This window comes from Nocardia sp. PLKS1-43 (assembly GCF_059510335.1).
Genome location: NZ_JCAJZQ010000004.1, coordinates 470,211 through 489,223, shown reverse-complemented (window position 1 = coordinate 489,223; position 19,013 = coordinate 470,211). Strand labels below are relative to the sequence as shown.

Genomic DNA, 19,013 nt, shown 5'->3' with positions numbered 1-19,013 from the left:
GTCCGTCGGCGTTCTGGAGGTCATTCATGTCCGCACTCTCGCGTCGTTCCTTCCTGGGCGCGACCGCTGCCACCGGATTCGCGCTGGCGAGCCCGGGAATCGCACGCGCGGAACGGAATCCGGCCGCACGCGTTCGCCTCACCCGCGAGGAACACCGCGTCATCGTGATCGGCTCGGGCTTCGGCGGCGGCGTCGCGTCACTGCGATTGGCACAGGCGGGGGTTCCGGTTCTGGTGCTCGAGCGCGGCCGGCGCTGGCAGACCGGCCCGAACGCGACCACGTTCCCGCTGGCCACCAAGCCGGACAAGCGCATGCTCTGGTACCGGTCGAATCCGAACGTCTTCGGCACTCCGTTGATCTTCGAGCCCTACACCGGTCTGGTCGAGGCGGTGGCCGGGGACAATATGACCGCGCTGTGCGCGGCTGGCGTCGGCGGCGGATCGCTTGTCTACCAAGGGATGTCACTCGAGCCGACCGAGGCCGTGTTCAACTCGCTGTTTCCGGCGGAGCTGGACTGGAACACGATGCACCGGGTGCACTACCCGCGCGTGGCGCGCATGCTGCAACTGCGGACCGCCCCCGACGCGCTGGTCGACAGCCCGAACTACAGGGCCGCCCGGGTCTTCGCCGAACACGCCCGCAAGGCCGGGCTGCCGGTGTCGAAGATCCCGATGCCGATCGACTGGAACTACGCGCTGGACGAGTTGCGCGGCAAGATGACCCCCTCCTACACCAACGGCGCCGGCGCGATGGGGGTCAACAACGGCGGCAAGCATTCGGTGGACGTCACCTACATCGCCGCGGGCGAGGCCACCGGCAAGGTCGAGGTCCGCACGCTGCACGAGGTCACCGACATCCAGCGGGCGAAGGACGGCCGCTGGACGGTCTCGGTGAACCGGATCGACACCTCCGGCAAGGTCTTGGAGAACCTGATCCTCACCACCCCGGCGCTGATCATGGCCGCGGGCAGCCTCAACACCACCAAACTGCTCGTGCGCGCGGCGGGCAAGGGCCACATCCCCGATATGCCCGAGGGCCTGGGCGGAAACTGGGGCACCAACGCCGACCGCATCTACGTCTGGGCCCAGCCCGACGAGGCATTCGGCCAACCGCAGGGCGGCCCGGTCGTCTTCGGCAGCCTGAACTGGAGTGATCCGGCCACCGCGGCGACGATCATCCAGGCGTCCATTCCGCCGATGGGAATGGACATGCACAGCACGATGATGGTCGGCTACGGCGTGAGCAAGACACGCGGTCACTTCGACTACACCTCCGCGGACGACAACGCCGTGCTGCGCTGGCCGCTGGAGGGCGATACCGCCATCCAGAACGGCCGGATCGGACCGCTGGCGCACAAGATCGCGGGGCCGAACGCCATCCTGACCGATACCAATCTCGAGTTTCCCTCGACCTGGCATCCGCTCGGCGGGGCGAGTATGGGCCCGGTGTGCGATGTCGACGGCCGGGTGCACGGGCAGCGCGGACTCTATGTGCTCGACGGTGCGCTGATCCCGGGCAACTGCGGGGCGTGCAACCCCTCGATGACCATCGCGGCCGTCGCCGAACACGCCATGGACCGCCTCGTGCGCCAGGACGTGGGCGGCGTCATCTGACTTCTCCGCGACCAGCCGAATCCGCGCTCGCCCGGTTCCGGGCATCAACAGAGGGGAAACATCCAGTGCGACAAATCGATTCGCGACTACGGCGGTTCGCCGCGTGCACAGTCACCGCCCTGGCCGTGGCGGCCGGGTCCTGCGTCGGGGCCGGCGGCACCGCTGCCGCCGCGCCGATCGCCGCCTTCTACACCCCGCCCGCCCAGCTGCCCGGGCAGGCGGGCGCGGTCGTCAAATCCGAGCCGATGCCGATCTTCGCGACGCTTCCGGGCGGCGGTGGGCAGTGGCCGGTCGCCGCGCAACGCGTGATGTACACCTCGCGCACCCAGGACGGAACGGCGACCGCGGTCAGCGGCACCTACATCGAGCCGACGCGGCCGTGGCAGGGGCCCGGTCCACGCCCGACCGTGGTGATCGCGCCCGGCACGGTCGGGCAGGGCACCCAGTGCGCACCCTCGATCGCGTTCTCCACCGGGTTCGTCGTCAGCACCGACCCGCTGTCGATGTCGCCGAATCAGGAGGCGATCGCCGCGGCCGCGTGGAGTTCGATGGGCGCCCGCGTCCTGGTCACCGATTACATCGGCCTCGGCACACCCGGAATTCACACCTATGTGAATCGGGTCGAGGAGGCGCACGCGGTCCTGGACGGCGCACGGGCGGCGAACCGTCTCGGCGGCGCCCCCGAGAGCACTCCCCTGGTCCTGTGGGGTTACTCCCAGGGCGGCGGGGCGACCGCGGCGGCGGCGGAGTCGCAGCCGAGCTACGCGCCCGAGCTGAATCTGAAGGGCACCTGGGCGGGCGCGCCGCCCGCCGATCTGGCCAAGGTGCTCGGCCAGGTCGACGGCACGCTGATCAGCGGGGTGATCGGCTTCGCGATCAACGGATTCGTCGCGCGCTACCCACAGTTGCGCCGGGCGCTGGACACCACGGCCACGCCGCAGGGACGCGCGGTGCTCGACACCCTGGCCACCGAATGCATCGGCGACGTCATCGTGCGGCAGCCGTTCATGCACACCAGTGCGCTCACCGTCGACCATCGCTCGATGCTGGACAATCTCAGCGCCATTCCCGAGGCAGCGCGGATGCTGGACGACCAGCGCATCGGCGCCCTGCGGCCGAGTTCCCCGGTGCTGATCACCAGCGGCCGCAACGACGACACCGTGCCCTACGGCCAGGCCCGCCAACTCGCCGCCGATTGGTGCGCGAAGGGGGCCGCGGTCACCTTCCGCACCAACGACCTGCCGCCGATCCTGCCCGGCGCGGTGCTGCCCAACCACTTCGGCCCCGAACTGATCGACGGCTACGGCACCAACAACGCCTTCGGCTACCTGGTCGATCGACTGGCCGGAAAGCCGCTGTCCGGCTGCACCTTCGACTGATCGGTTCGCGGATTCACGCTCCGGCCAGAGGTATTCGTGACGGTCATGACGAATATCTCTGGCCTCGCGATATTTCCGGCCCGGCGGGCAGCAACAGAAGCGGCTCGCCGGTCGCCCGCGTGCCCGGTCCGGTTCGCCGAAACCCGTGACACACGCCGCATCGCACGGCGATTCGGCGCGTGGGCGCCGCCGGCGGAGGTGGCCGATCGAAAGATACGGCCGCGCTGAGGGTTTCGGGCCTCACCGGATCTAGAGGGTAGTGCGCCTTCGGGCCCGTACCGCCGAGTGTTGCCCGGCTTCGAATACACGGTCCTCGGGTCCCGGGCCCGACTCGGACGCCGAGAGCGGCTTCCCGGCGCGTCGGCGGAGAACCGCTGTCCGCAGTTCGCAATATCGGAGCAATCACCGCATCCCGGTCCGGCCGATGACGCCCGTCCAGCATCGGCGGACCACCGGCGACATCTTCATGCCTGTTCCGTGTCGATGCCGCCGGAGTATGCTCGGTGCGTCGGCGTTCGGAAATCGATGAGTATCCGAGGAATCGAGATATCTCATGCATGAGCTGGCAATTGCACAGGGAATCATCGGTGGCGCCTGTGACCATGCGACGGGCCGGCGAATCCATCGCGTGACGATCGCGGTCGGAGCGCTGTGCGCGGTGGTGCCGGACGCTCTGCACTTCTGTTTCGAGCTGGCGGCCGAGGGCACCCTCGCCGAGGGCGCCGAGCTGGTCATCGAGGAGGTTCCCGCCCGGGGACACTGCCATCGGTGCGGGCGTGATTTCACCCTGCGCGAGCCGATTCCCCTGTGCGACTGCGGAAGTGCCGACGTCGTTATCAGCGCGGGCAGAGACCTGCGAATCCGTTCGATGGAGGTGAGCGATCCATGTGCGCTACCTGCGGATGCGGCCGCGACGACACGGCGGTGATCACCGAACCGTCCGGCCACGATCACGAGCACGACCATCCACACCACCATGATCACGATCATCCGGCCACCGACACCGTGATCCTGGAACAGCGGGTGCTCGCCAAGAACGACGAACTGGCACAGCGCAATCGGCAGTGGTTCGCCGAGCGCGGGATCCTGGCACTGAACCTGACCAGTTCGCCCGGCGCGGGTAAGACCACGTTGCTCGAGCGAACCATCCGCGAATGCCCGCACCTGCCGATCGGAGTCGTCGAGGGCGACCAGGAGACCGTGCTCGACTCCCGACGCATCGCGTCCACGGGCTGCCGGGTGGTGCAGATCAACACCGGCGCGGGCTGCCATCTGGACGCGGCGATGACCCGCAAGGCACTGGACGTGCTGAACCCGCCCGAGCACGGCGTCGTCTTCATCGAGAACGTCGGGAACCTGGTGTGCCCCGCGCTGTTCGACCTCGGCGAGCAGGCCAAGGTCGTCATCGTCTCGGTTACCGAGGGGACGGACAAACCGCTGAAGTATCCGCACATGTTCGCCGCGGCCGGGCTGGTGCTGATCAACAAGATCGACCTGCTGCCGTACGTCGACTTCGACCTCGACGAGTGCGCGCACTACGCCCGCGCGACGAATCCGGGCGTCGAGGTGCTGGCGCTGTCGGCGAAGACGGGCCAAGGACTCGGCGAATGGTACGACCGGCTCGACGCCGGACGGCGTTCCATACCCACGCAACCCATTGAGGTTACTTTCCAGCAAGCTTAAAATTGACGTGACCTGAATCACAGGTTGACATACGGAAGATTCGAGACGCTTCGAGCCGGACCGGCCAGCCCCCGCAGGCTCGGGAAGGTGGCGCTGATGCCCACACAGGAAGCAGTCGAGGCCGAGCAAACGCTGATACATGTGCTGTGGATCAACGCGGGCCTGAGTTGCGACGGCGATTCGGTGGCGTTGACTGCCGCCACCCAGCCCAGCGTCGAGGAGATCGCTCTCGGAGCGCTTCCCGGCTTGCCGAAGATCGCCGTACATTGGCCGCTGATCGATTTCGAATGCGGTCCGAACGGCGGAGCCGACGATTTCCTCGAATGGTTCTTCAAGGCCGATCGCGGTGAACTCGAACCGTTCGTACTCGTCGTCGAGGGATCCATTCCGAACGAACAGATCAAGAGTGAAGGCTATTGGTGCGGCTTCGGGAACAATCCCGAGACGAATCAGCCGATGACGACCAGTGAATGGCTCGATCGCCTGACGCCGAAAGCCACTGCCGTGGTCGCGGCCGGCACCTGCGCGACCTACGGCGGAATTCACGCGATGGCCGGTAACCCGACCGGCGCGATGGGCGTTCCGGACTATCTCGGCTGGGACTGGAAGTCCAAGGCCGGAATTCCGATCGTCTGCGTGCCCGGCTGCCCGATCCAACCGGACAATCTGTCCGAGACGCTGACCTACCTGCTCTACATGGCCACCGGTCAGGCCCCGATGATTCCGCTCGACGAGGCGCTTCGGCCGAAATGGCTCTTCGGCGCCACGGTGCACGAGGGCTGCGACCGCGCCGGATACTACGAGGAGGGCGATTTCGCCGGCGAGTACGGCTCACCGAAATGCATCGTGAAATTGGGATGCTGGGGGCCGGTCGTGAAATGCAATGTGCCCAAACGGGGTTGGCTCAACGGCGTGGGCGGGTGCCCGAATGTCGGCGGTATCTGCATCGGCTGCACGATGCCGGGCTTCCCGGACATGTTCATGCCGTTCATGGACGAACCGCCGGGCGGGAAACTCTCGTCCACGGCATCGGGGCTGTACGGATCGGTGATCCGCAGCCTGCGGCACATCACCGGCCGCACGGTCGACAAGGAGCCGCACTGGCGGCATCGGGGCCAGAAGTTGGAAACAGGGGCCACTCGCACCTGGTAGGAGGATTTCGGAGATGACACAGATCATCCCGGAGGCTTCACACAAGAAGATCGAGCCGGATTCGCTCGTCGAAATGGCGTGGGACCCGATCACCCGCATCGTGGGCAGCCTCGGCATCTATACGAAAATCGACTTCGAGAACCGGGAAGTGGTCGAATGTCACAGCACCTCGTCCATCTTCCGCGGCTACTCGATATTCATGCGCGGCAAGGATCCCCGCGACGCGCATTTCATCACCAGCCGCATCTGCGGCATCTGCGGTGACAACCACGCGACCTGTTCCTGCTACTGCCAGAACATGGCCTACGGAGTGAAGCCGCCGGCGCTGGGCGAGTGGATCGTGAATCTCGGCGAAGCCGCGGAATACATGTTCGACCACAACATCTTCCAGGAGAATCTGGTCGGGGTGGACTTCTGCGAGAAGATGGTGGCCGAGACCAATCCCGGCGTCCTGGACGCCGCTCGCAAGGCCGAGGCGCCGCACGCCGCGATGCACGGCTACCGCACCATCGGCGAGATCATGGCAGCGCTCAATCCGTTCACCGGCGAGTTCTACCGGGAGGCGCTACAGGTCAGCCGCTATACGCGAGAGATGTTCTGCCTCATGGAAGGCCGGCACGTGCATCCCTCCACGCTGTATCCCGGCGGCGTCGGGACGGTGGCGACCGTCCAGCTGATGACCGATTACATGTCGCGGCTGATGCGGTACGTGGAATTCATGAAGAAGGTCGTGCCGATGCACGACGACCTGTTCGACTTCTTCTACACCGCGATTCCCGGCTACGAGAAGGTCGGGCTGCGACGCACGCTGCTGGGCTGCTGGGGTTCGTTCCAGGATCCGGAGGTCTGCAACTTCGCCTACCGGGACATGGAGGACTGGGGCCGGAAGATGTTCGTGACCCCCGGCATCGTGGTGGACGGCAAACTGATCACCACGTCGCTGCTCGACATCAACCTCGGCATCCGGATCCTTTTGGGCAGTTCGTATTACGACGACTGGACCGATCAGGAGATGTTCGTGAAGACCGATCCGCTGGGCAATCCGGTGGACCGGCGGCACCCCTGGAACCAGCACACCAACCCCAAACCGCAGAAACGCGATCTGGACGACAAGTACAGCTGGGTGATGTCACCCCGCTGGTTCGACGGCAAGGACCACCTGGCCCTGGACACCGGCGGCGGTCCGCTGGCGCGGCTGTGGTCGACCGCGCTGGCCGGACTGGTCGATATCGGCTATGTGCGTTCGACCGGGCACAGCGTGCAGATCAACCTGCCCAAGACCGCGTTGAAGGGGCCGGTGGAACTCGAGTGGAAGATCCCGGCGTACGGGAGCAACACCATCGAGCGCGACCGCGCGCGCACCTACTTCCAGGCGTACGCGGCGGCCTGCGCACTGCACTTCGCCGAGCAGGCGCTCGCGGAGATCCGCGCGGGCCACACCAAGACCTGGGAGAAGTTCGAGGTACCCGACGAAAGCATCGGCTGCGGGTTCACCGAGGCCGTGCGCGGCGTGCTCTCGCACCACATGGTGATCCGGGACGGCAAGATAGCCAACTACCACCCGTATCCGCCGACGCCGTGGAACGCCAACCCGCGCGACAGTTTCGGCACCCCGGGCCCCTACGAGGACGCGGTGCAGGGGCAGCCGATCTTCGAGGAGAACGACCGGGAGCACTTCAAGGGCATCGACATCATGCGCACGGTGCGCAGTTTCGATCCCTGCCTGCCTTGCGGCGTGCACATGTATCTGGGCAAGGGCAAGTCACTGGACACCGTGCACTCCCCGACCCAGACGCTGACCGGCGAATAACGCCCGGCCCGGTCGCACCGGCCGGGCCACGGTGGAGGAGGCGATGCTCACGCGCTCCGAGGACAACGACCCCGACGCAGCGGTCGGCGACGACCGGTGGCGCGGTGTGGGCGATCGGATCGAGAGCCTGCTCGACGCCGCGTCGGCGCACGGCACGGTGGCCCGCGAACGAGCCGAGGCGCTCGTCGGCGAGGTGGTGGACCTGTACGGCGCCGGGCTGCGGCGCATCGTCGAGGGACTCGACGACGTCACGCTCGCTCGCCTGGCCCAGGACGATCTCGTGGCGAGTCTGCTGCTGGTCCACGGCCTGCATCCGCACGACGTGCGGACCCGGGTCGCCGCCGGGCTCGACAGTGTGCGCCCGTACCTGGGTTCGCACGGCGGCGATGTGCGCCTGCTCGACATCACCGCCGAGGGCGTGGTCCAACTCGAGCTGACCGGGAGCTGTCGCAGTTGCCCGTCCTCGGCGGTGACATTGGAGCTGGCGGTGGAGGATGCGGTGCGTGCGGCCGCGCCGGAGATCACCGCGATCGAGGTGGTCGCGGCCGAACCGTCCGGCGCGGCCGCGGTGATCGCGCCGGACACATTGTTCTCCCATGTGCGATCCGGCGGAAACTGGCTCGCCGCACCGGAATTGGCCGAGCTGGCGTCCGGCGAGGTGGGCGGGTTCGAACTGGGCGGCACCGCGCTGCTGGCCTGCCGCGTCGGCGAGGAGGTCTACGCCTACCGCGACTCGTGTGCGGTCTGCGGGCGGTCGCTGGCCGGCGCGGCGCTGCATCGCGGACTCGGGTCCGGTGATCCGGTGTTGCGTTGTCCGAGCTGCCGGGCCCACTTCGACGTCGTGCACGCCGGGAACCGGCTCGACGGCGACGGCCACCTGGAGCCGTTCCCGGTGCTGGTGCGCTCGGGAGAACTGTCGGTCGCGGTGCCCGCGGGGGTGGGCGGATGAATCCGACGGTACGGGCCCTGCGCCGGATCGCGGCCGATCGGCCACCCGCCCCGGCCCCCGGCGAGCGGTGCGAGATGTGCGCCGAGGCCATCGCCGAGGAACATCAGCATGTCGTCGATGTCGAAGCGCGGCAACTGATGTGCGTATGCCGCGCCTGCTATCTGCTGTTCACCGACCGCCACGCGGCGCTGCGCTTCCGGGCCGTGCCGCAGCGGGTTCTGTCGTTCCCGGACTTCAGCTTGAGCCTGCCGGAATGGGACGCCCTCGAGATCCCGGTGGGCCTGGCCTTCTTCTTCCGCAACTCGGCCGCGGACCGCACCGTCGCGCTGTATCCCGGACCGGCCGGGGCGACCGAATCCGAACTGCCACTGCGTGATTGGCAGCGACTTGTCGACCGGCACGCCGAATTCGCCGATCTCGCCGACGATGTGGAGGCGCTGTTGATCAGGGTGCCCGATCGCGATGCCGCGGCGGCGCGGTGCCTGCTGTTGCCGATCGACGCGTGCTACGAGTTCGTCGGGCGAATCCGCCTGCTGTGGCACGGTTTCGACGGCGGATCCGCGGTGCACCGCTACGTGGACCAGTTCTTCGCCACGATGTCGGCCAAGGCTCGCCCGGCGGACGTGGCCGGATCCGGGGAGGCGTCGTGAGCCCGGCCTACTCCACCACGTTCGCGGTGCTGGACATCCGCCCCGAACCGTTTGCGGTGACCCCGATCCTGTCCGCGCGGGTCGGCATCGCCTCGGTCGGGGACGAACCCGTGCACGCCATCGCGCTGCGCGCCCAGGTGCGGATCGAGCCGGGCCGGCGCGGTTACTCCGACGACGAGAGCGCCGGGCTGCTGGATCTGTTCGGACCCCGCGAACGCTGGGCGCAGACGCAGCGGTCGTTTCTCTGGATGCACTGCGCGACAACGATTCCGGGGTTCAGCGGCGGCTCGGAGGTGGACCTGCCGATGTCGTGCACCTACGACTTCGAGGTCGCCGGATCGAAATATCTGCACGCCCTTCGAGAGGGCACGGTCCCGTTGCAGTTCCTGTTCAGCGGCACGGTGTTCATCCGGGGCAGTTCGGGTTTCGCGGTCCAGCAGATCCCCTGGGACCGCGAGGACCGATACGAGATGCCGATCGCGGTTTGGCGCGAGCTGATGGCGGCGCACTTCCCGAACGCGGGCTGGGTCCGCCTGCGCGAGGACACCATGACCGCACTGGCCGCGTTCAAGGCGCAGCACGGCCTGCTCGGCTTCGACGACACCGTCGAGCGACTGCTCACCACGGCCGGGGAGTCGGCATGAGCGGGCCAGAGCCGAAGCCGGCAGCCGAGCGTCACCCCGCAGGACCCCCGCTCATGCCCGGCGAACACGGCATGAGCCGGCCAGGGCCGGACGCGGCAACGGGGCCGGCGGCCGCAGCGCGGTCCGGCTGGGAGCGTGCCCGCGCGGTCGCCGATGCGGTGCTCTACGAGGGATACCTGCTGTACCCGTATCGGGCCGACGCGCGAAAGAACCGCTCCCGGTGGCAGTTCGGAGTGCTGGGCCCGGCCGGGGCGGCCGCGGACGGCTACGGCGAGGACAGCGAAATCAGCGGGCAGGCGCTGCTGGCTGCCGCCGGTGCGTGCTCGCTGCGAATCACCGTGCGGTTCCTGCAAATTCAACATCGCGGCATCCGCGACGCCGACGACGAGCCGGTCGCGGAGCTGACCGCCGCCGGGCGAACCTGGCTGGACTGGGACGAGGCGGTCGAACGGGAGATCTTCCTGGAACCCGGTGCGCCCGTGGCGTTCACCGCGCCGATCGAGATCCCCGGCGGCGTCGACGTCGAGCGGCTCGGCGATCCGGCGGGCGATCCGGAGGGTTCGGTCGTGCGCACCCGGTGCGCGCTGGACGGACAGTTCGAACTGGCCGTCGAACCGGACGACGGATATCTGCGCCTCACCATGACGGTGCGCAACGTCGCGGAGCCCGCCACCGATCAGCGCGACGCCATCACCCGATCGTTGATCGGCGCCCACGTCATCGCCGAAGTCGAAGGCGCGCGGTTCGTTTCGCTGCTCGAACCGCCGCCGGAGGCCGAAGCGGCCGCGCGCCGCTGCGCGCATCACCGCTGTTTCCCCGTGCTGGCCGGACCGCCCGGCGACCACAGCCTGCTGCTGCTCTCACCGATCATCCTCTACGACCACCCCGAGATCGCCGAGCAGAGCCCGGAACCGCTGTTCGACGCCACCGAGATCGACGAGATCCTGACGCTGCGCGTGATGACGATGACCGACGAGGAGAAGGCCGCCGCGCGGGCGACCGATCCGCGCGCGGCGCGGATCGTGGATCGCTGCGATGCGATGACCGCGCAGGATCTCGCCGGGCTGCACGGCGTCCTGCGTGACCCGCATGCCGCCGACGTCCGCCCGATCCCGGAGATCCCGCCCGGTGTGGACTGGTGGGATCCGGCCGCCGACGGCGCGGTCCGGCCGGAGTCGGACGCAGTGCCCATCGCGGGTGTGCTGGTGCGGCGGGGCAGCCGGGTGCGGTTGCATCCCGCGCGCCGCGCGGACATCCACGACATGTTCTTCGACGGCCGTGACGCGCGGGTCGCCTCGGTGCACGCCGACGTGGACGGCCGCACCCACGTGGGCGTGGTCATCCTCGACGACCCCGGTGCCGACCTGCACGAATGGTACGGCCGCTACGTGTATTTCGACCCGGACGAGCTGGAACCGCTGGAGCGACCGGACAACTGAACTCGACGATTGCCCGCGACGCGGGCACGAGGAAAGGAGCACCCATGGAGGTCATGGGAATCATCTTGACGGTGATGATCGTGGTGGCGATCCTCCTGGCCGCGGCGATCGGCCTGCGGTCGGTCCCGGATATGCGCCGTTACCTGCGGATGCGGCGGATGTGACCACTCGGGTCCTGGTTGCCGGGATCGGCAACATCTTCCTCGGCGACGACGGCTTCGGCCCCGAGGTGGTGCGCCGAATGCCTTCCGCCGCAGGGGAATCCGCGCGGATCGTCGATTACGGCATCCGCGGCGTGCACCTGGCCTACGACCTGCTCGACGGCTGGGATGCGCTGGTGCTCGTGGACGCGGTGCCGAACCGTGGCGAGCCGGGCCGGCTCGAGGTGATCCGCGCCGAACCCGATCGGGACCGCCCGGCCGATCTCGACGCGCACGGCATGGATCCGGCCGCGGTATTCGCCGGTGTGCGCGCGCTGGGCGGCGCGGTGCCGCCCACGGTGGTGGTCGGCTGTCAGGCGCGCTGCACCGAGGAAGGGATCGGGTTGTCCGAACCCGTTGCCGCCGCGGTGGATTCGGCGGTCGAGACCGTGCGGCGGGTCGTGGCGGAGCTGTGTGACCAGCGAGCGGAGGTGTGAGCATGTGTCTCGGGATTCCCGGACGCGTCGTGCGGATCGTCGAGGGTTACAACCGGCAACTGGCCCTGGTCGACGTCTCCGGCGAGCAGCGGAAGGTGAATATCGGCCTGCTCCAGGATGATCCGGTAGAAGCCGGAGAGTGGGTGATCATCCACATGGGGCTCGCGGTCGAGCGGACCGACGAGGCGGGTGCGCGCCGGGCGCTGGCGGGCCTGGAGCTGATGGGCCGGGGTGAGGTGCCGTGAACGGCGAGCGCGGCCGCTGCCGGTTGCTGGTGCGGGGCGTCGTCCAGGGCGTGGGATTCCGGCCGTTCGTCTACAGTGCGGCCGCGGAACTCGCGTTGACCGGGAGCGTCGCGAACGACAGCGCCGGAGTGATCATCGATATCGAGGGCGCGCCCAGCGCCCTGTGCGAGTTCACCGAACGCTTGCGGCACCGGCCGCCGCCGCTGGCGGTCATCGACTCGATCGAGCGCACCGAACTACCGGTGCGCGGCGGAACCGGCTTCCACATCGCCGGAACCACCCGGGGCGGCGGCCGCACCCTCGCGTCCCCCGATGTGGCCATCTGCGCGGACTGCGCGCGGGAGCTGACCGATCCGGGCGATCGCCGGTACCGGCACCCGTTCATCAACTGCACCAATTGCGGCCCGCGGTTCACCATCATCGCGAGCCTGCCGTACGACCGCGACCGGACCTCGATGGTCGATTTCGCGATGTGCGAGCGGTGCGCTCGCGAATATCACGATCCCGCCGACCGCCGCTTCCATGCCCAGCCGATCGCCTGCCCGGACTGCGGGCCCAGCCTCGCCTATTCCGGTGCGGGCAGCGGTGATCCGCTCGTCGCGGCGCGAAAGGTGCTGCGGGAGGGCGGCATTCTGGCGGTCAAGGGAATCGGCGGGTATCACCTGGCCTGCGACGCCGGCAACGAGGACGCCGTGGCCCGGCTACGGACCCGCAAACGCCGCGGCGACAAGCCATTCGCCGTCATGGTCGCCGATCCGGGCGGCGCGGGCGCGATAGCCGACCTCGACCGCGACGCCGCCGCGATCCTGACCGCACCGCAACGTCCGATTCTGTTGCTGCCGCGCGGAACCCGGCCCGTCGCCGCGTCGGTGGCTCCCGGCAACCGCGACCTGGGCGTCATGCTGGCCTACACGCCGCTGCATCTGCTGCTGTTCGGGCTGCCCGGTGATCCGCCCGGCCCGGACGTACTGGTGATGACCTCGGCCAATCTCGGCGGCGAGCCGATCTGCTACACCGATGACGATGCCGCGCAAAGGCTCCCCGACCTCGCCGACGCGGTCCTCGGGCACAACCGGCGCATTCTGGTGCCCTGCGACGATTCGGTGGTCCGGCTCGTCGACGGCGAGGAATTGCCGATCCGCCGGTCGCGCGGATACGCGCCACTGCCGCTGGCACTGCCGATGCCCCTCGCCCCCACCGTCGCGGTCGGCGCGGACGTGAAGAACACCTGCGCGGTCGCCGACGGGCGGTACGCGTGGCTGAGCCAGCACATCGGCGATATGGACGATCTGGCCACCCTGCGCGCGTTCGAGGCCGCCGAAGCGCAGCTCGAGGAACTGACCGGGGTCCGCCCGCGGCACCTCGCCGCCGACGCACATCCCGGCTATCGGTCCAGTGCGTGGGCGCACCGCCGCGCGAACGGGCGGCCGGTGCATTCGGTGCAGCACCATCACGCGCACATCGCGGCGGTGATGGGCGAACACGGACTGCCCGATTCCGCGACGGTCACCGGAATCGCCTTCGACGGCACGGGTTTCGGCACGGACGGGGCGATCTGGGGCGGGGAGATACTCGCGGCGGGGTACAAGGGTTTCCGCCGCCTCGCGCACCTGGCCTACGTCCCGCTGCCGGGCGGTGACGCCAGTGTGCACCGGCCCTACCGAATGGCATTGGCGCACCTGTATACCGCCGGGATCGACTGGTCCGAGGCGATTGCGTCGGTCGCCGCGTGCCCGCCGGGCGAACGCCGGATCCTGTTGCACCAGTTGACAACCGGACTGGGCTGCGTGCCGACGTCGAGTATGGGCCGGCTGTTCGACGCGGTGTCCTCGCTGGCCGGTGTGCGGCACCGCGTCGACTACGAGGCCCAGGCCGCCATCGAACTCGAGGGCCTGTCCCGCGATATCGCACCCGAGCACCCCTACCGCTTCGAGATCACCGAACCCGACGCCGACGGGCTCGCCCGCATATCCCCCGCGCCCGTCCTGGCCGCCGTGGTCGCCGACGCGCTCGCCGGTGTGGCAGCCGGGCTGATCGGCGCGAGATTCCATGCGGCGGTGGCGGAGCTGATCGTGGACGCGGCGCGGCGATTCGGCGAACCGGGCGTCCCGGTCGCCCTGTCCGGCGGAGTCTTCCAGAACGCGCTGCTGTTGTCGCTCGCGCGGCATCGCCTGCGGGAGAGCGGCTTTCACGTCATCACCCACCACCGGGTGCCACCCAACGACGGCGGCCTGGCCTTCGGGCAGTTGCTCGCTGCCGGAGCCCGATGAGCGAAAGGTAGGAACCGATCATGTGCCTGGCAGTCCCGGGGAAGGTGCTCGAACTCTACGAGCGCGACGAAACCCTGATGTCGGTGGTCGACTTCGGTGGGGTCCACAAGGACGTCTGCCTGCAGTACATCCCGGACGCGTCGGTCGGCGACTACGTCGTCGTACACGTCGGATTCGCCATCCAGCGCCTCGACGAGGAGTCGGCCCTGAAGACCCTGGCCGAATTCCAGCATCTGGGCGTGCTGAAGGAGGAATTCGGCGACGGGTTCGCCAACGCGGCCCGCCAGTCCGGCCTGCCCGACCCGACCGCACCGCCCCAGCCCGCCCGCGACAACGAGGTGAAGCCATGAAATACCTGGACGAATTCAGCAATCCCGAGCTGGCCCAACGCCTGCTGATGAGCATCCGCGCCACCACCACTCGCCGCTGGGCGATCATGGAAGTCTGTGGCGGGCAGACGCATTCGATCATCCGGCACGGCATCGACCAGTTGCTCCCGGACCAGATCGAGATGATCCACGGCCCCGGCTGCCCGGTCTGTGTCACTCCGCTGGAGATCATCGACAAGGCGCTCGAGATCGCCGCGCGCCCGAACGTGATCTTCTGCTCCTTCGGTGACATGCTGCGCGTGCCGGGCAGTTCGAAGGACCTGTTCCGGGTCAAGAGCGAGGGCGGGGATGTGCGCGTGGTGTATTCGCCGCTGGACGCGCTCACCATCGCCAAGGAGAATCCCGACCGGCAGGTGGTGTTCTTCGGCATCGGATTCGAGACCACCGCACCGGCCAACGCGATGACGGTGTATCAGGCCCAGCGCCTGGGTATCGAGAACTTCTCGCTGCTGGTCTCGCACGTGCTGGTCCCGCCCGCGATCGCCGCCATCATGGATTCACCCGACTGCCGGGTACAGGCGTTCCTGGCGGCCGGGCACGTCTGCGCGGTGATGGGCACAGCGGAGTATCCGCCCCTGGCGCAGAAGTACCGAGTTCCCATGGTAGTCACCGGATTCGAGCCGCTGGACATCCTCGAAGGCATCCGCCGCACGGTGATCCAGCTGGAGGAGGGCAGGCACGAGGTGGAGAACGCCTACCCGCGCGCGGTTCCGGCACAGGGCAATCCGGCCGCGAAGGCGATGCTCGAAGACGTATTCGAGGTCACCGATCGAGGCTGGCGCGGTATCGGCGTGATTCCGCGCAGCGGCTGGCGGCTGTCCGAGCGGTACCGCGACTACGACGCCGAACACCGGTTCAGCGTCACCGACGTGCACACCGACGAGTCCTCGATCTGCCGGTCCGGCGAGGTGCTGCAGGGTCTGATCAAACCGACCGACTGCGCTGCCTTCGGCACGAAATGCACGCCGCGTAATCCGCTGGGCGCCACCATGGTGTCCTCCGAGGGCGCGTGCGCCGCCTACTACCTCTACCGGCGGCTGGATCAGCCCGCGGAGGTGGCACATGCTTGACCGGAACGGAATCTCGGCCTCGCCACCGCAATTCGACGCCGGAAGCTGGGTTTGCCCGCTGCCGCTGCGGGATTCGCCGACGATCGTGATGGCGCACGGCGGCGGTGGCGCGATGTCGGGCGAGTTGATCGAGCACCTGTTCCTGCCCGCGTTCGGCGCGGCCGCCGACGCCGGTCTCGGCGATGCGGCGGTGATCGAGGTCGGCGATGTGCGCCTGGCGTTCTCGACCGATTCGTTCGTGGTCAAACCGCTGACGTTCCCGGGGGGAACGATCGGCGAACTGGCGGTCAACGGCACCGTCAACGATCTGGCCATGATGGGCGCGCGCCCACTGGTCCTGTCCACCGCATTCATCCTCGAAGAGGGCACCGAACTGGCCGAAATCGCCCGTGTCGCGGAATCTCTCGGCGCGGCGGCCACCACGGCCGAGGTGAAGCTGGTCACCGGCGACACGAAGGTCGTGGACGCCGGACACGGTGACGGGATATTTGTCAACACCGCCGGGATCGGCCTGGTCCCCGAGGGTGTGGACATCGGCCCGCATCGGGCGCGCCCCGGCGACGTCGTGCTGATCAGCGGCGATATCGGCGTGCACGGGGTCGCGGTGATGAGCTGCCGCGAGGGTCTGGAATTCGGCACCACCGTGCGCAGCGACACCGCACCCCTGAACGGTCTGGTCGCCGACCTACTGGCCACCGGCGCGGATGTGCACGTGATGCGCGACCCGACCCGCGGCGGGGTGGCAGCGGCGCTCAACGAGATCGCCGCACTGGCGAAAGTCGGTGTGCGACTGGACGAACGCGCATTGCCGATTCCCGCTCCGGTGCGCGACGCCTGCGGTCTGCTCGGCCTCGATCCGCTGTACGTCGCGAACGAGGGAAAGCTGGTCGCCTTCCTCGCGCCGCAGGACGCGGATCGCGCGCTCGAGGCGATGCGCGCGCATCCGCTCGGCGCGCGGGCACAGGCTATCGGGGTCTGCGTCGAGGACCATCCGGGTATGGTTGTCGCACGGACCGCGTTGGGCGGGACGCGCGTGGTGGACCTTCCCGCCGGTGAACAGCTACCGCGGATCTGCTGAGCGAGCACCGGCGAGGCGATGCGACAGGCAGCAGTGGGGACGCGGTCGGCGATCCCGGCGGCGCTCACCCGGTTGTGGTCGAAAACCACTCGGGCGCAACGACGTAGCGTGACGCTGATGACCGGCGTCGTGCTGGCCCTGCATCTGGCGGGCTGGGGCGTGCTGCTCACCCTCGTCGCTCCCGGTCACTACACGGCCGGTACGACGGTCTTCGGAATCGGCCTGGGCGTCACCGCTTATACGCTGGGCATCCGGCACGCCTTCGACGCCGACCATATCGCCGCCATCGACAACGTCACCCGGAAACTGGTGTCCGACAACCGGAAACCGCTGTCGGTCGGATTCTGGTTCTCGCTCGGGCATTCCACGGTGGTCTTCGTCATGGTGCTCGCGCTCGGACTCGGCGTGCGGGCGCTGGCGCACGGTATCGAGGACCGGAATTCCGGTCTGCAACGGTGGACCGGCGTCGTCGGCACCGGGGTCTCGGGCACCTTCCTGATCCTGCTGGGCCTGCTGAACCTGGTGTCGCTGATCGGCATCGGCCGGGTGTTCGGCACGGCCCGGCGCGGCCGGTACGACGAGCGCGAACTCGAACGTCGGCTGCGATCGCGGAGCGCGGTCAACCGGGTGCTCGCGCCGCTGTTGCGCGCGGTCCGCGCGCCGGGGCAGATGTATCCGGTCGGACTGCTGTTCGGCCTGGGATTCGACACCGTCACCGAGGTGAGCCTGCTGGTGCTGGCCGGTGGCGCGGCCACCACCGGCGTGCCCTGGTACGCGATCGTCGTTCTGCCCCTGTTGTTCTCGGCGGGCATGACGCTGTTCGACTCACTCGACGGCGCGTACATGAACTACGCCTACGGCTGGGCCTTCGCCGAACCGGTCCGCAAGATCTACTACAACCTGGTGATGACCGGACTCTCGGTCACCGTCGCGCTGCTCATCGGCGCGCAGGAGATCATCTCCATCCTGGCCGACCGGCTCGACATCACCTCCGGGCCGTTGGCCTGGATCGGCAATCTGGATCTGGGGTCGATGGGCGCGGTTCTGGTGGCGCTGTTCCTCGGGACGTGGCTGCTGGCCCTGGCCCTGTGGCGGTTCACCGCGCTGGGCCGGCCTCGCGGCGAGCTGATCGCCGGGCCCCCGTCGTGACCGTGCTGAGCGGGCCGCAACTGTTCGCCCGCTACGCCTACGCGCCGAATGCCCTCGGCTACTGCGGTCCCCCGGACGCGGCGGCCATGGTCGGGGGGACCGATGCCGAGATCCGCGCGCTGGCCCACCGGTTCTCCGGCGTGTGGCCGTATCTGCGAGTGCTGTCGAGGATGACCGGCATCGCCGATCCGCTGGATCCTCGGCTGGTCGAATCCTATTGGCTCGGTGGCGGAGTCGGCGCGGATGTCGATCCCGCGGCCTTCCTGTCGAATCTGCTCACGCTCATCGGCCCGATCGCCGGAGGCTATTGGCAGCACCTGTCCGCGGACCTGTCGAACGAGGCCGCCGCCGACCACAGCTTCCACGTCTTCGGCATCTACCCGTGGACCCGGTTGCTGGGACGCGGCCCGGACGAGCTACCGCTGCGCATCCTGGACAACTGCCGGATCACCCCGGCGCGGGTCTGCGAGCGGAACGGTTCGACCCTCACCGTCCGCGCCCGCCGCCTGCGCTGGGACGGCGGTCAACTGTTCCTGTCCGAGGAGATCCCGCGCACGATCGAGATGACCACCCCGGCAGCGGAATCCGTGAGCGATATCGCGATCGGCGACCACATCGCACTGCACTGGGACCATCCCTGCGGCCGCCTCGACACCGGCCAGGTCGAACGCCTGTCCGCCACGACCGATCGTCAGCTGAGCGCCACCAATCATCGCCTGGACGACTGATTCGCGAGCCCGCTGCCGAGCGAACGATTCGGCGAAGCGCCGCAACCGTTCGAAATCATGTAACAGCGCGTCGTTTTCGACACCACACACGAGCGACGAACGGTCGAGCCCACCCCCACCGGAAACCA

19 protein-coding genes are annotated in these 19,013 nt (G+C 68.5%); all 19 read left to right on the top strand.

Translation table 11 applies throughout. The features are described from left to right. Positions 1–26 precede the first annotated feature (26 nt). The 19 genes from AC5WS7_RS17860 to AC5WS7_RS17770 all read left to right on the top strand — a co-directional run bounded on the left by AC5WS7_RS17860 (position 27) and on the right by AC5WS7_RS17770 (position 18,885). The gene (locus AC5WS7_RS17860; RefSeq protein ID WP_495955619.1) at positions 27–1,613 is read left to right on the top strand and encodes a GMC oxidoreductase; all 1,587 of its coding nucleotides are present in this window, start codon (positions 27–29) and stop codon (positions 1,611–1,613) included. Positions 1,614–1,678: 65 nt separating this feature from the next. Beyond that, the gene (locus tag AC5WS7_RS17855) at positions 1,679–2,992 is read left to right on the top strand and encodes a lipase family protein (protein WP_495955618.1); all 1,314 of its coding nucleotides are present in this window, start codon (positions 1,679–1,681) and stop codon (positions 2,990–2,992) included. A gap of 553 nt (positions 2,993–3,545) precedes the next feature. Next, complete coding sequence (locus tag AC5WS7_RS17850; protein WP_495955617.1) at positions 3,546–3,920, top strand: hydrogenase maturation nickel metallochaperone HypA/HybF; 375 nt, start codon at positions 3,546–3,548, stop codon at positions 3,918–3,920. After that, entirely contained in the window at positions 3,878–4,675 is a 798-nt protein-coding gene (hypB, locus tag AC5WS7_RS17845) for a hydrogenase nickel incorporation protein HypB (RefSeq protein ID WP_495955616.1), read from the top strand. The genes AC5WS7_RS17850 and hypB overlap by 43 nt, the downstream gene beginning before the upstream one ends. 96 nt (positions 4,676–4,771) lie before the next feature. Next, a complete protein-coding gene (locus AC5WS7_RS17840) occupies positions 4,772–5,827 on the top strand; it encodes an NADH-quinone oxidoreductase subunit B family protein (protein WP_495955615.1) in 1,056 nt (351 codons plus the stop codon). Positions 5,828–5,840: 13 nt separating this feature from the next. After that, positions 5,841–7,637, top strand: coding sequence for a nickel-dependent hydrogenase large subunit (locus AC5WS7_RS17835; protein WP_495955614.1), 1,797 nt, complete (start codon positions 5,841–5,843; stop codon positions 7,635–7,637). Between the two features lie 43 nt (positions 7,638–7,680). Further along, the gene (locus AC5WS7_RS17830) at positions 7,681–8,586 is read left to right on the top strand and encodes a NifU family protein (RefSeq protein WP_495955613.1); all 906 of its coding nucleotides are present in this window, start codon (positions 7,681–7,683) and stop codon (positions 8,584–8,586) included. Beyond that, on the top strand, positions 8,583–9,236 hold the full coding sequence (locus AC5WS7_RS17825; RefSeq protein ID WP_495955612.1) for a DUF5947 family protein: 654 nt from the start codon (positions 8,583–8,585) through the stop codon (positions 9,234–9,236). Before AC5WS7_RS17830 ends, AC5WS7_RS17825 begins: the two co-directional genes overlap by 4 nt. Then, complete coding sequence (locus AC5WS7_RS17820) at positions 9,233–9,880, top strand: DUF6084 family protein (RefSeq protein WP_495955611.1); 648 nt, start codon at positions 9,233–9,235, stop codon at positions 9,878–9,880. The genes AC5WS7_RS17825 and AC5WS7_RS17820 overlap by 4 nt, the downstream gene beginning before the upstream one ends. Before the next feature lie 71 nt (positions 9,881–9,951). Continuing rightward, positions 9,952–11,319, top strand: a complete 1,368-nt coding sequence (locus AC5WS7_RS17815) for a hypothetical protein (protein ID WP_495955940.1) — start codon at positions 9,952–9,954, stop codon at positions 11,317–11,319. Between the two features lie 44 nt (positions 11,320–11,363). Then, positions 11,364–11,483, top strand: coding sequence for a DUF6893 family small protein (locus AC5WS7_RS17810; protein ID WP_495955610.1), 120 nt, complete (start codon positions 11,364–11,366; stop codon positions 11,481–11,483). Continuing rightward, positions 11,480–11,956 carry a hydrogenase maturation protease gene (locus AC5WS7_RS17805; RefSeq protein WP_495955609.1) on the top strand — a complete coding sequence of 159 codons (477 nt, stop codon included), beginning with the start codon at positions 11,480–11,482 and terminating at the stop codon, positions 11,954–11,956. Before AC5WS7_RS17810 ends, AC5WS7_RS17805 begins: the two co-directional genes overlap by 4 nt. A gap of 2 nt (positions 11,957–11,958) precedes the next feature. Beyond that, on the top strand, positions 11,959–12,201 hold the full coding sequence (locus tag AC5WS7_RS17800; RefSeq protein ID WP_495955608.1) for a HypC/HybG/HupF family hydrogenase formation chaperone: 243 nt from the start codon (positions 11,959–11,961) through the stop codon (positions 12,199–12,201). Then, positions 12,198–14,471: a carbamoyltransferase HypF gene (gene hypF / locus AC5WS7_RS17795; protein ID WP_495955607.1), complete on the top strand. Its 2,274-nt coding sequence runs from the start codon at positions 12,198–12,200 to the stop codon at positions 14,469–14,471. The genes AC5WS7_RS17800 and hypF overlap by 4 nt, the downstream gene beginning before the upstream one ends. Positions 14,472–14,491: 20 nt before the next feature. Beyond that, entirely contained in the window at positions 14,492–14,821 is a 330-nt protein-coding gene (locus AC5WS7_RS17790) for a HypC/HybG/HupF family hydrogenase formation chaperone (protein WP_495955606.1), read from the top strand. Further along, the gene (gene hypD, locus AC5WS7_RS17785; protein ID WP_495955605.1) at positions 14,818–15,930 is read left to right on the top strand and encodes a hydrogenase formation protein HypD; all 1,113 of its coding nucleotides are present in this window, start codon (positions 14,818–14,820) and stop codon (positions 15,928–15,930) included. Before AC5WS7_RS17790 ends, hypD begins: the two co-directional genes overlap by 4 nt. Next, complete coding sequence (gene hypE / locus AC5WS7_RS17780; RefSeq protein ID WP_495955604.1) at positions 15,923–17,008, top strand: hydrogenase expression/formation protein HypE; 1,086 nt, start codon at positions 15,923–15,925, stop codon at positions 17,006–17,008. The genes hypD and hypE overlap by 8 nt, the downstream gene beginning before the upstream one ends. An 18-nt stretch (positions 17,009–17,026) precedes the next feature. Continuing rightward, positions 17,027–18,157 (top strand): Nickel transporter NicT, encoded by a 1,131-nt coding sequence (gene nicT / locus AC5WS7_RS17775; RefSeq protein WP_495955603.1) that lies wholly within the window; start codon positions 17,027–17,029, stop codon positions 18,155–18,157. After that, a complete protein-coding gene (locus AC5WS7_RS17770; protein WP_495955602.1) occupies positions 18,154–18,885 on the top strand; it encodes a DUF6390 family protein in 732 nt (243 codons plus the stop codon). Before nicT ends, AC5WS7_RS17770 begins: the two co-directional genes overlap by 4 nt. The last annotated feature ends 128 nt before the right edge of the window (positions 18,886–19,013 follow it).